Source organism: Paenibacillus paludis, assembly GCF_042610515.1.
Classification (GTDB): domain Bacteria; phylum Bacillota; class Bacilli; order Paenibacillales; family Paenibacillaceae; genus Paenibacillus_AQ.
On record NZ_JBGJZP010000006.1, the window covers coordinates 365,940 to 378,616 of the forward strand.

Here is a 12,677-nt window from a genome sequence, read left to right on the forward strand (position 1 = left end):
GGCTGTCTATGAAGCACAGGCTGAACACCTTTAGGAAATCGGAGAAAGGGGACGCGCTTATTGGCGTCTTCTTTTTTCTGATGATTACACTGATCGTTGCACTACTCGCTGTAACCATTGTGCAGTATGTCATGATTCGCTCTAACCTTCGCACCGCCTCGAATGAAGTGCTGCAGGTGATGAAAGTAGAGAATGGTGCAGATGCCATAACCCGGCAGCGTTTTGATGGCTTGCTTCGGAGCATGGAGATGGACCCGGGAAAAGTCAGTTTTACGGCCACGCCCAAGCCGGTGCAGCGCGGAGATGTACTTGAAGTAACGGCGGTCAGGGAATATGAAGTTTTTGCGCTCAAGGCGGTTGGTGTGTACTACACGGTGCCGATCAAGGTACATGTATCCGGCCTGGCACATAAGTTTTACCGAACGGGGGACTAGCCGATGTGGGTCAAGGTATGCGGGTCTATTTTGTTTGGTCTAATTCTGATCGTACTGATCATGGATTTGCTGGTCATAGACAGTGTGTATGATTCTACCGGCCGGGCCATTGAGCACTCCATTGATGCAGGGATTGTGCGCTCAGGGATTGTGACGGATGCGCAGCAAGGTAAAGTACAGCTCGAAGAAAGCGCATTGCGCTCAAGTACACGTGAAGCTTTTCGGTACGCGCTAAGTCTGAACAGTGCCCTTGAGAATCCAGTCATGAAGAATAGTCAATTTGAACTGCAGCTACGGTATGATACCGATGAGGTGCCGTGGATTGATGTGGTGTTCCGTACTCATGTTTCTTTTGCTCTTCCGGGGGTACAATATCCGGTTACGATTCACCGTAATATACCGTATGAGAGTGTCTTTAAGTAAGCAGGGAGGGAAATCAATCATTGAAAAAGTTTTGGAATAAATATACCCGTAGCGCACTCATCGTCCTCCTCGGACTGGTGATTGCGCTTGTTGCATTTAACCTGAATAACAATCAGATTGCCAAGCAGGTGAAGACTAAGAAAATTATTGTGGTCAAAACAGATATTGCACCTTACGCAGCCATCACCAAAGATATGCTCAAATATCGGGAGGTCGTACTTAGTGAGGTGCCGGAGGATGCACTGGAGTCCCCAGATGAACTGGATTTCAAGGATGCTTATGCTTCGAAGTACGGTTTCTTGGAAGAAGCGCCTTTGCGCAAATCGTTGATCACGACAGCGGCGACTTCAGGGATGGGCGCAGCAGTTTCGCTGAAACCGGGGATGCGCCAAATCGGGGTTAAGACCGACTTGACGATGTCTGCTGGGGATGAAGTCAAGCCCGGCATTGTGATCGATGCCTATGCCTTTGTCACCGATACGGCTACAGGGCAGTCCGAACGCATCGTTCTTCCGGAATTAGCTGGACTTAAGGTTGTGAAACGCCTGAATGCGGAAGGCAAGGTCCCCGATCCAGTGGACGGCGGGAGCTTAATTCCTGCAGTCGTTGTCCTTGAGGTCACGCCAAAGCAGGCGGAGCTGCTCATGGAATATCAAGAATCCGGGAAGGTGTACCTGCTGCCTGCAGGAACGCTGAAGCCGTAAAGGAGGGATACCATGAAGCGGTATTTCTTTCTGGCCGCGATGCTCATCCTTCTGGGAACCGTACAATCTCCGGTTACACATGCGGAGCTGGGTGATTCTGAAGGAGATGCTTCGAAAACGGTAGTTTCAGCCACCTATGCGGTTTATTCTGCGCAACCACTTGGTGCAATGCGTATAGCTGGTGAATCCACGCCGATAACACTGAATACTTCCGGAAACCTACAGTTCTCCAAGCATCTGAAGCTGGAGGTTGAACATGAGGGAGACACGGGATGGCAATATGCCGTGCGATTGGATGAATTCACGGTCCGGCATACGCTTGCGCAAGGCAATATTCGGGCGAAGATTCCTGCAGGATATGCTTCATATCAAGTATCGGGAATTACCTCGGAGAACGAGACAAACGGGATGATAACCGGGGCGGGGGTATTTGCCTCGGGAAGTTCTCAAGTGGTGCTAGAAGTTGCTGATGGTTCCGGACATGGTCGTTTTAGTGCGGATCTGATCCTGCAGGTGGATCTTCCCGATCTTCTGGAGGTGGCTGAAGTGAATGACACGGATCGGTTTACCCCTGGAGAAAGGGTGGGCTTACTGGCCGGAGAGTACCGCGCAAGCTTAACCTATACCCTGGTTACCGGGCTATAAGAATAGAATAGAGGTTATGACATGGAGAGAAAAAAGGTTAGAAAGACCCTAACCCAGTTCAGTTTGTTGTTGCTTTGCTGTCTTGGGCTGTCTGGCGTGGCCAGTGCAGATAGTTCCTTTGTATTGTCTCCAGTCAAGGCAGTAGAAGAGGGCCGAGGGTATTATAAAGATCAGGTGAAGCCGGGTGATTCCAGAGAATACACCTTCTTTGTGCGGAACACGAAAAACGAACCTGTAGAGATTAAACTGTACCCAGCTGACGCACTACCGGCTCAGAATGGAGGGCGAAGTTTCTCGGAGAAAGAACAGAAGCTTTCTCATGTCGGGGCATGGCTGGACCCGCAAGGGGTCCAGCGCTTCACACTGAAGCCGAAGGAGGAACGCAGCTTTAAGTACCAGGTCTCTGTTCCGGAAGAGATCACGCCCGGACAGTATGTAGGTGTGATTGCTGCCGAGGAACTGATCCAGGCAGAAAATAATGAATCGAATGTGCAAGGTCAGCAGGCTTCGGTGGCCATTGATGTGGTCAATCGTAGCGGTGTGCAGATGGTACTGGAATACAAGCCTGAACAGGCGGTGCATGCGATGAGCATCGACGACTTCCATCACGATTATATCAGCACCGGATATTCCAGACTGACCCTTAAATTAAGAGATCGGGGGACCATTTTAGAGAAACCCACTGGAAATATCACAGTAAAGGACAGCAAAGGCCAGGTCATGTATCAGCAGGCCTATCGTGCGGATTCCATTTATGCGGGTACAACCGCAGATATGGTCTATATCTTGGATAACAAGTTACTGGTGCCGGATACATACGAGGTTACTTATAATGCAACGTTCTCTGGGCAGACCATTAGCAGAACCTTTTCGTTTTCAGTCACTCCTGAACAGTCCAGAGCTTCCCAGGCGTCATTAACAGAGGCAGGGAAGATTGAAGTGACTCAGACCTTCTGGGATTGGCTAGAGCTGCACGTATGGGTTGTGGTGATCGTGTTAGTAGTCATTATTTTCATTTTCGTCTTCTTGTTCTGGCTCCTGCTCCTGCTGTGGAAACGTAAAAAAGAAAAGGAAGAGCAGAAGACACCCCCTGTACCATCCAGCGCAGATCCGGGTGGCAACGAGGTCAACCTATAGAGAGCAAATTCCAATCCTGGAGTTTGCTTTTTTGTTTCTTATTTTCAGAACGTTTGAAGGGAGGTGGTTGTCCAGAACCTGTTCACTTGGTTGATTGACTCAGAACAATAAATAAGGAGGAATAGCAAAACATGAAAAAATGGATAATGTCGATGCTGATGGCCATGCTCGTAACGCTCCCGTTCTCCTCTGCCTTTGCTGCAGATGAATCGGAGGTTGTGGTCACTGGTGCAGGTCTGCAAATGACTCAGACGAAGCCGATCTTTACCGATATCACACTGGACTTAAAGCAAAACCAAACGTCAGCAGCGACCAGTAATTTGAACGTATTGGATGCGAGAGGGACTGCAGCGGGTTGGGGGATTGTGCTACGGGCCACCGATTTTAAACTGACGAAGATGGTTAGTGGAAAAGCGATTGACTTTGTCATTCCGGCATCTTCGGTATCCTTCTCTACCCAGTACAAGAATGCTGTTGTTGGAACACCTATTGATTTTAAGGCCGCAAAGGGAGAACTAGCAAGTCACCAGGTACTCTCTGGAGAAGACAGTCGGATCGTAGGGGTGATCCCTTCGGAGGGGGCAGGAACGCATCAGTTCGGGGTGTCGTACGTGCTTAACGTACCCAAAATTATTGAGGGCAGTAACGGCCAGAACGTGGGTCTACTCCAGGGTACGTATACATCAACATTTACCTATACGGCAACGGTAGGATTATAAGGAGGCGAAAGCATGACTACGAGATCGACTCAAGCGTCAACTAAAAAGCACAAACGATGGGGAGCGTTGGCATTATCTTTGGTTCTGCTAGTTCCCGGATTATTCATTTCCGGCGAGACAACCAAAGTCGAAGGTGCTGCGTACAATGAAATTGTAAAGGTGGAAAACTTCTCAAGTAATAGTACTGCTTATGAGGCTGCATACAACACTAACATAACCGCATTTTACAATAAAGTAACTCTTAGCAACGGAAGTGTCTACTACCTCGACGGAGATTCCATCTTCGTGAAGTTCGAGCCTGGAGAAACTCCACTGTTTCCTACGTATGCGAGTAGAACAGAGATTAACTCTTATCCTTTTATAGGTGCGGATGGATACATCTACAGGAGCAAAGGATACCCAACAACTAAAATATTTGAAACAAAAGTTAAAAATGCAGTAATTGCAGCTAACCCTACTAATTATCAGTCAGGCACCAGTTATTTTGCAATTGGGGAAGATGGTATGACATGGGCTTGGGGAACAGGATCAGGAGGTCAGTTAGGTAGTGGAGAGAAGCTGGATAGAGCTATTCCCATAGAGGTCGTTGATCCAGCTACAGGCGATCCTATCTTAGGCGTCAAGAAAATAATTCCAGCACCGGAGCAAGGTGTGGTACTTCTTACTAACACTAAGGCTTATCTTGTGGGCTCTTCTTTTGGATTATCGTCTCTGGACTCAGCTAAGCCGGTTGCGATTGATAATTTCCCAGCGTATAGTGACCCTTTGAACGTTGATGTTTCTTATCTTGGTGATACTTCAGAGGCTGGCGCTAATTTTGCCAAACAGCATATAGTAAACACGAATCCACCCGTTAAGTACGACTGGTATAGAGGTAATTTCAGACGTTACGTGTTAAAGGTTGATGACAAATCATACACCTTCTCATCCATTGACACAGCAATTGCAAATGACAAACAAATAACAGCATTGTCTGGATTAACTGCTCTTCCTCTAGACAAATCAAAGGCTAGATTCTATCCAAATAAAAATACGGAGCTGAACACTTACACAGGATTGTATTTGGATAATGGAGCACTGTCTACCTGGGATACTTTAGGGACCAATATTCCTGTATGGAATGCATCTGCTAATGCTAAAACATTTGCAACAAAAATTAAAATAGCAACTGGTGTTACTAAAGCTATGTTTAGTAGCAAAGAAAACACATACTGGTTTATACAAGATGATAAGTTGTACGCCGTTGGAGCGAATAACAAAGGAATATCTGGTACCGGTTCTGCAGTATTAACGACTCCATCCCGTATCCGTGGTGCTTCCGACCAAGTTGCTGCAGTTAAGGATATTGCGATAGCAGACGGTGGTACTATTTCCAACCAACCCTCAATCTTAGCAATAAATACAAATGGTCAGCTTTATAGTTGGACTAACGGTCCTAACATGACAGAACAAAAAAGTTCCTTTGGTGACAAGTTCATAGGCTTTGTGGAAGTTCCTACAGTGGGTACTTTAGGTAGATACAGCACCTATGTAATAGATGACAAAGGTCGCATGTTCTGGGTAAATCATCAGTTAAATGGAGTAATGTATCTCGTGCAGGTGGCAGGGATACCAGCTGTTGCACCTACAGGATATGTAGCCCCAGTCGTCCTTGAAAAACCTACAAGCACCGTAACCACGAATAAATTAAATCAACAAGTAGTCAAAGTTGACTTCGGAAGTGAAACAGCTATTACAACGCGAGAGTTTTCAGTGGACGGTGGCACGACTTGGTCTCCGTACACGACTCCTGTAACATTGGAAAAAGCAGGTACAGTTTTGTTTAAGGCTCGTTCGGGCGCAAACGGTGGAGTACTCAGCCCTCTGCTAGAGATGGAACTTATAAATGATCCAATTACAATAACTCCAGGCTATCCCAAAATCATCGATCAAGCAGATGGCACTTTCAGCGTCGAAAGTGGAACATCACAATCCAGTGTGAAAACCGAAGTGAGAATTGCTAATGGCGCATGGTCTACCTATACTGGACCTGTTACCTTGAATACGGGTAGCCATAACATTGATGTCAGAGTAGTAAATGCAAGCGGTGAAGAGTTGGCAGATGCAAGTGCAACGTTGAATGGTCCGACACCAATACCAACGGTAGAGCCAACGCCCACACCGACGGTAGAGCCAACGCCAGTACCAACGGTAGAGCCAACGCCAGTACCAACGGTAGAGCCAACGCCGGTACCAACGCCGGTACCAACGGTAGAGCCAACACCTACACCTACGGTGACACCAACGCCGTCAGCGAGTCCACAACCTACGTTGGACCCGAGCTGGGGAAGTCCGATAGGGTCAGAGGATGTCACGTTCACTGTATTGTCCGGGGGCTTCTCCTCGCACTTTAGTGGATTATTGCTGGACACGGTAACCATCAGTACGACGAATCAATATCAAGTCATTAATTCAGTGACGAATTCAGTGATTGAAGACAGTCGGGGAACTGGCGCGGGGTGGAACTACAGTCTGAAGATCACCGATTTTGTGAGCGATCCTGTAGTTGACAATAGCAAGGGCACGAGTGACTTGGTTGTAAAAATGCCAGCTAGTTCACTCAGTGTAGATATTACCGATTCAAAGACACTGGCCGGGCAGGAGGTAAGTCTCAGCCAAAACGGGAAATATGTCTTCAATGCCGAGCCGGTGGTGATCGCCAAAGCCGGAGAGTTTGAGGGCATGGGACAATACCAGATTCCAATGAGTTATATGCTTTCCGTGCCGGATAAGGTAGAGGTGGTTTCAGCGGGGGCTAACAGTACGTATCAAGCAGGTGCAAAGACAGGGCTTCGTGTAGGGACGTATCGTTCGCAGTTTACCTTTACGCTGGCATCGGGGATTTAATGAGAATACAATGAATTTCAGCCGCCTGGTGTAATAACCGGACGGCTTTTTTTATTATCTTTGTATGAGGAGGAATGGCTGCAAACGTTAACGAAGTTTTGCCAGAGGGTGGCTGGAATTATAATTGGAAAGGAAGTACATGTGGGGTATCACTCCCGTGATTCAGAAGAAATGGTACTCAGAGTTGCGAAAGAGCTTGGAGTTGAACAAATCAAAAAATAATATTTAGATGACTTAGATTATCCGTCTATGTATAATGTCCAAAATCCATACTTTTTTAATACGTTTGGATTGGAAAATTGGGATATGCTTGTCTTGTGAGAAATGAATAGGAAGGAGGGGAGAACATGCTAGACATGCGCTTCACACCTTAGACAGTGTGTTATAATAGATACACATGCAGACAATAAGGTATAAAATCTTGATCTAACAGCATACTCATAATCTCTACAAAGATTGGAGGTATGTTGAATGAATGAGGAGGAGAACGATTTGATTATGAATAGTCCTAACCCATTGAAAGAAGCAAATCGTAAAGTGGATAAAATGCGCCCGGAATTGTGGGCAGCTGCTGAAGCGAACCTTCAAAAAGCTGAAGCAGATTTTAAACGTGAAAAAGGAGAGAAATAGGCTAATATACCATATTAGTTTAGCTGCTGATGAATCATAACCGTGGAGACGTGTATCTTGTCATGTACCCTTTTGATGATGGAGAGATTGAGAAATTGCGGCCCGGCATTGTGCTGGATACCCGGGAGAATCAATCCATCGTCATTAAGGTGACATCGCATGCTGAGCGGGCAGGTGATCCGAAGGATTTAGTACTTAAGTATTGGCAAAGGGCCGGGCTTAGTCAACCATCCGTCGCACGCTGCTCGCAGTTTGTTCCTTTGCATCACGATAAAATTGGCAAATATCTGGGAACGCTGCATGATGAAGATTTATTAAATGTATTGGGGAAGTTTTACGAATAAGCAAGTTCACAAGCGCCGAGATGGGGCTTTTTATTTTGTCTTTTTTTCGGTAGGGGAGGAGAGGTGAGAGTGGGGGAGAGGGATTTGGAAAATATTTCTTTACTTTTAATATACATAACAGTATATTTGATGTATAAACAAAAGTCGGAGGCGATCTCTTTGCAATCTTCTTCTACATCGGATCACAAACAGATGGGACGTCCCAAATCCCTTAATCCCAAAAGTAAACCCATTCCCACACGACTGGATGAAACGACAGAAGATATCCTGGAGCGTTATTGCGAGAAGCATAAGACCAGCAGGTCGGAGGCGATCCGCGAGGCGATTCATCGGTTGGATCAGGACGAGCATCAGTATTTCTGGAGTCCGGAGTGGCGGCAGCTGCTACTCGATAATGAGCAAGGTCTCCGCAATGGCGAAGCAGAGATTCACCGGATCGTACAGGATTTATTGCAATTAATTCAAGGTATGTCCGCAAGAATGAATTCGAAAACGGGGAGTGATCAGAATGAAACGGAGTCATAAAGTGTTAAGTAGTGTGCTCACAGCAGTGATCATGCTCGGCATAGTGGCCAGTGTAGGTAGTGCGGCTCAAATGGCTGTATCGGTCCAGGTGAACGGTAAAACCGTTCAATTTCCGGATGCCCGTCCATATGATGAAGGCAACCGGGTAATGATCCCGATTCGCTTTGTGAGTGAGGCGCTGGGAGCTACTGTAGGGTACAGTAATCGGATCGTGACCATTAAGCAAGACAGCAAAAACATTGTAATGAAAGTGAACAGTGATACTGTGACCGTGGATACGGTCATTCATAAGCTGGATGTACCAGCAAGAGCACAGCAGAATCGGACCTATGTTCCTTTGCGGTTTGTCTCCGAGGCTCTGGGGGCGGCTGTGGATTGGAACCAGCAGACGAAGATTGTGACTATTACGACAGCAAGCGGCGGCACGGTCTCTCCTTCACCTAGTCCATCACCTACTCCGGGGACGGCAAACGGGAATAACATGTACAGTACTGATTTTGCTTGGAAGCCGGGCTATATTAAGCTGGCCAAGACCTTGTTTGTGAACAATATGAAGGTAGAGAACGGGAAACTTTCCTTTACCCTGCCGAAGGAAGCCTATGGTCAGTATTATGAAGCTGATGGTTCTTCCGTTGATCTCGTTGCTGGCAAAACCTATACTTATGCGATTGGCAAGGGTAGAGGGTTTCTCTCTATTGATCAAATATATCCGGGTCGTGATGAACAGGAAGGGTATGTAGTGGCTTTAGATAGTAATGGTAACAAGGATCTGGGACAATTGTTTGGAGATGTAACCAATGATGCTATTGTTATTGGCCCAGTAAATAATTCGTCAGCTACTTTATCGGAGATACAAAAGTTAGCACTGGGGTTGGACTGATCAGGATAAAATCACGTTAGACAACAAAAAGAGTCTGCATGTGCAGGCTCTTTTTGTTGTCCATAATATGAAAGGAGAGGAATAAATGAGGAGGAAAATGTGGTCAACGGTACTTTGTTTTGGTTTATCACTTCTGCTGGCAGTAGTTGCAGCAGCAGATTCAAGCCAACCGATGTTAAACAAATATGTTAATTGGGATTACGGAAAAGAAGGGGGGAAATTTAATGGCTATGTCCCGGCTCTAGAGAAGAATGTATTAGGGAATCCATGGAAGTTACATCAATGGGCCGGGTTGTACACATTTTCAAACGGACAGACTCGGATTGTTTCTAACTACGATGCTTTCAGCGTTAAGCAGACTCCTGCTGACGAGGATTTCAATAAGGAGAATGGGTTTGGTTTAGTTTATAAAAGCAAGGAATCATTGGGAGGATTATTCGATGCCGTGTGGGGTGGTCAATCTCTTACGGCTGGCCAGAGAGCCTTTTTCAAAGAACGCTTTAGTGATAATGCTAACGATCCTGTGTTCAAAATAGGGCATGAATTTTTTTACCTATTGGAGCAGTGGCATCCCTTCCTGCGGACTTCGGGGATTGTTCCGCGTATGGGCATCAAGTTCGACAAGACCCAGAAGGTCAGTGAGGGTGTGAACCGTGCGATGTATGTGGTCAGCGCCTGGCCGGAACTTAAGGTCACGAATGGACAGAACCTCACGATTTCATATACCGGTTATGGATACACAGACAGGGATATCCGCCTGATCGCTGCGCCCAAAGGCGCTTTTCCCGATCTGAGCCGTGTTGTCAGTCTGACCGATGGGAAATATATCCGGGCGAACGCGTCTCAGGAGAAAGAGGCGGGATCGATCTCTGTTAGCGCCAAAGAAATTGCCGATGTGCTTGGGGAGAACGTGGACATTATCATGGATGATGGCTATGGACGGACAGCGATCCAACCCGTTAAGCTTGCCGTGGATGAGCCAATGGATTATGTTCCTACGAAGCTGACGCTGACCGAAGCTGGGCAGTTGTGGATGAGGTTCCGTTATGACGGTGCTGACGGATTTACATCGGATTATACAAACAACCGGGGAATGCCAATGACGGCGAGCGTGAAGATCGGCGGACCACTGACGGCTGAGTTTGCGTTGCCCTCTATGTTCACGAACTTACCGTCAAATCTTAAGAATGGCCAAGAATATAATTACATGCTGGGTAAAATAGAGATTGGACAAGCTCCGGGTAAGTACTATATCAAAGTGGACGGTATCGTCAACAATCCGAATCATCCAGACCGCGCACTTGAATCGCCGTCTGCAGCGTACCATAACAATACCATTCAGGGTTATTGGACCGTTGAACGCAAAGCTCCGGAAGCGGATTTGATCGCGGTATCGATCACGGCTTCCCCATCGGCGATTCAGAAGGGTGGACAGAGCAGTATTACAGCTGCAGTAAAGAATAATAGTGCGGATGGTCAGAGTAATGTGCTCATTCGTTTTTTTGATAATGCGAACAAAATCTATGAAACGAGAAAATCTTTTGCCGCTGGCCAGAGCTTGACCGTTGGACCTTTTCAGTGGACAGGCCATTCAACAGGAGCGCATAATCTTACCGTTTCTGTAGATCCAGAAAAGGAGAAGGTTGATCAGAACCGGAGTAATAATGTGGCGACTACCGGCTGCACCGTGACCTCCAGCGCATCCGGAAACGGCAGCGAATGCAACCAGCCCGAAGCAGCAGCTGATTGGAACGTAACTTATCCGGTCATTACAGGCTATCCCACTAAATCGTACACTGCAAGCTACACCAGAGCAGATGGACTCACTCAGTTCTATACGGAGTATTACACAGATTACAGCGATCCCATCTGGGAGAATAAACTTGTCACTTACAATGAGAAGCTAACCATATCAGCGGAAGTAAACACGAAGCAAGGTATTGCTACAGATCTGAAGAGGGCAAAGGAATCAGATCGGGAGAGCCGGGGGTCTTGGGAGATCATTCCTTATGCGAATAGAACAGGGAAGAATGCAAATGGAATTACTCGGGCCGGTTACGGGATTGAGCTAAAAGTGAAGACTGTGTATAACACGAATTGGGAAACCAAAGTCCCAGATGGTTTGGAAGGGACGGCCTATCCGATTGGAGGACAGTATTACGGTCCAGCAGAGGTCTATGCCACATTCTACGACCCGAACTGGAAGATGGAACGCAAAATCAAATTGGAGAAAACCAGTGGGAATCGTAACACAGCTACCTGGGAATTACCCCTGCAGACGATCACATCCGATTCTGGAAAGACTTATCAAGGTCGAAAGTATATGACCTCGGTCAATGCTACCGATGGATTCTATCGGATTAAGATTTCCACCGATCCGTCTGGCATGAATAACCTGGTCACTTGCATCACCAAGCAAGTAGAAATTTTCGGCAGTATGTATGATGATGTGCAGAATTTGAGACGGACAGATTAGAATAAAGTAGCTAACCCCATCGTTCGCGGTGGGGTTTTGCTTATGAGCACCGTGAGGGCTCTGATAAAGGAGGAAATTATGATATCTAACTTATTCACGCTATTGGAAGCGATAATTCTCTGTGGCTTGCAACTGATGTTTCCTGAGCTAGGGGTATAAAGGATGGCCATAGTAAACATGCTACTGACAACAAGTCTACTCATCCTTTGTTGCTGGTTCAGTTACACCGATATTACGGAGCGTCGGATTTCTAATAAACTAACTTATCCTGCTATTTTATTTTTGTTTGTATTCAGGACTCTGTGTAGTTCAGAATATTTATGGGGGTTAATCCCAGGGATAGTGTTATTCCTGATCTTTATGATCAGCCCCCGATCACTGGGAGCCGGTGATGTCAAACTGGTAGCGCTGATTGGATTGGGTATGGGTATAGAACGAGCGGTAGTAGTACTATTTTTGATGTGTATTTTTGTGTTTCTATACCTGGGGGGAAGAAGGCTGCTGTCTCTAGCGGTTCACCGTTCAGTGCCGTTGGCACCGTTTCTAAGCCTGGGGTTAATTGTTGTTATCCTGTGACCTACTCAAAAACTAATCAGAAAGCCCGTCAACCATAGCTGGTCGGCGGGCTTTTTTCGTTATAGTATAAATTCTGTGAAAACTGGACTACGCAGCCGGGGCTCCAGGTGTACAAAGTCTTTATCCTCACCGGACAAAACCTGTCGGGCTACGCCCCGGAATGCTTGTGCAGCGGGGTGACCGAACTCAATAATCGACTAGTCATGAAATTGATTTTTTTATGGAATCGAAAGACTGTCTTGTTCCTATTAACTCAAAGTTTTTTTAGTAAGCATAAAAATTCCCGTCTTTATAAAAG

The 12,677-nt window shown here is 46.5% G+C and carries 13 protein-coding genes; all 13 read left to right on the top strand.

All coding sequences use genetic code 11. The features are described from left to right. The first annotated feature begins 8 nt into the window (after nt 1-8). The 13 genes from ACAN56_RS14525 to ACAN56_RS14585 all read left to right on the top strand — a co-directional run bounded on the left by ACAN56_RS14525 (nt 9) and on the right by ACAN56_RS14585 (nt 12,379). Nucleotides 9-434 carry a DUF4320 family protein gene (locus ACAN56_RS14525; RefSeq protein ID WP_379143656.1) on the top strand — a complete coding sequence of 142 codons (426 nt, stop codon included), beginning with the start codon at nt 9-11 and terminating at the stop codon, nt 432-434. A gap of 3 nt (nt 435-437) precedes the next feature. Continuing rightward, nucleotides 438-857, top strand: a complete 420-nt coding sequence (locus ACAN56_RS14530) for a hypothetical protein (RefSeq protein WP_379143658.1) — start codon at nt 438-440, stop codon at nt 855-857. Between the two features lie 20 nt (nt 858-877). Then, nucleotides 878-1,561 carry a Flp pilus assembly protein CpaB gene (gene cpaB / locus ACAN56_RS14535; protein WP_379143660.1) on the top strand — a complete coding sequence of 228 codons (684 nt, stop codon included), beginning with the start codon at nt 878-880 and terminating at the stop codon, nt 1,559-1,561. 12 nt (nt 1,562-1,573) lie between these two features. Continuing rightward, nucleotides 1,574-2,206 carry a hypothetical protein gene (locus tag ACAN56_RS14540; RefSeq protein ID WP_379143662.1) on the top strand — a complete coding sequence of 211 codons (633 nt, stop codon included), beginning with the start codon at nt 1,574-1,576 and terminating at the stop codon, nt 2,204-2,206. 21 nt (nt 2,207-2,227) lie between these two features. Then, nucleotides 2,228-3,343, top strand: a complete 1,116-nt coding sequence (locus ACAN56_RS14545; RefSeq protein WP_379143664.1) for a WxL protein peptidoglycan domain-containing protein — start codon at nt 2,228-2,230, stop codon at nt 3,341-3,343. A gap of 131 nt (nt 3,344-3,474) precedes the next feature. Further along, nucleotides 3,475-4,062, top strand: coding sequence for a hypothetical protein (locus ACAN56_RS14550; protein WP_379143666.1), 588 nt, complete (start codon nt 3,475-3,477; stop codon nt 4,060-4,062). A gap of 12 nt (nt 4,063-4,074) precedes the next feature. Continuing rightward, a complete protein-coding gene (locus tag ACAN56_RS14555) occupies nt 4,075-6,948 on the top strand; it encodes a hypothetical protein (RefSeq protein WP_379143668.1) in 2,874 nt (957 codons plus the stop codon). Between the two features lie 471 nt (nt 6,949-7,419). Further along, the gene (locus ACAN56_RS14560) at nt 7,420-7,578 is read left to right on the top strand and encodes a hypothetical protein (protein WP_342436704.1); all 159 of its coding nucleotides are present in this window, start codon (nt 7,420-7,422) and stop codon (nt 7,576-7,578) included. A gap of 29 nt (nt 7,579-7,607) precedes the next feature. After that, the gene (locus tag ACAN56_RS14565; RefSeq protein WP_379143670.1) at nt 7,608-7,922 is read left to right on the top strand and encodes a type II toxin-antitoxin system PemK/MazF family toxin; all 315 of its coding nucleotides are present in this window, start codon (nt 7,608-7,610) and stop codon (nt 7,920-7,922) included. A 159-nt stretch (nt 7,923-8,081) separates the two neighbouring features. Then, on the top strand, nt 8,082-8,447 hold the full coding sequence (locus ACAN56_RS14570) for a ribbon-helix-helix domain-containing protein (RefSeq protein ID WP_379143672.1): 366 nt from the start codon (nt 8,082-8,084) through the stop codon (nt 8,445-8,447). Then, nucleotides 8,431-9,327: a copper amine oxidase N-terminal domain-containing protein gene (locus ACAN56_RS14575; RefSeq protein ID WP_379143674.1), complete on the top strand. Its 897-nt coding sequence runs from the start codon at nt 8,431-8,433 to the stop codon at nt 9,325-9,327. The genes ACAN56_RS14570 and ACAN56_RS14575 overlap by 17 nt, the downstream gene beginning before the upstream one ends. Nucleotides 9,328-9,412: 85 nt before the next feature. Beyond that, on the top strand, nt 9,413-11,803 hold the full coding sequence (locus tag ACAN56_RS14580; protein WP_379143676.1) for a CARDB domain-containing protein: 2,391 nt from the start codon (nt 9,413-9,415) through the stop codon (nt 11,801-11,803). Nucleotides 11,804-11,980: 177 nt separating this feature from the next. After that, the gene (locus tag ACAN56_RS14585) at nt 11,981-12,379 is read left to right on the top strand and encodes a prepilin peptidase (RefSeq protein ID WP_379143805.1); all 399 of its coding nucleotides are present in this window, start codon (nt 11,981-11,983) and stop codon (nt 12,377-12,379) included. The last annotated feature ends 298 nt before the right edge of the window (nt 12,380-12,677 follow it).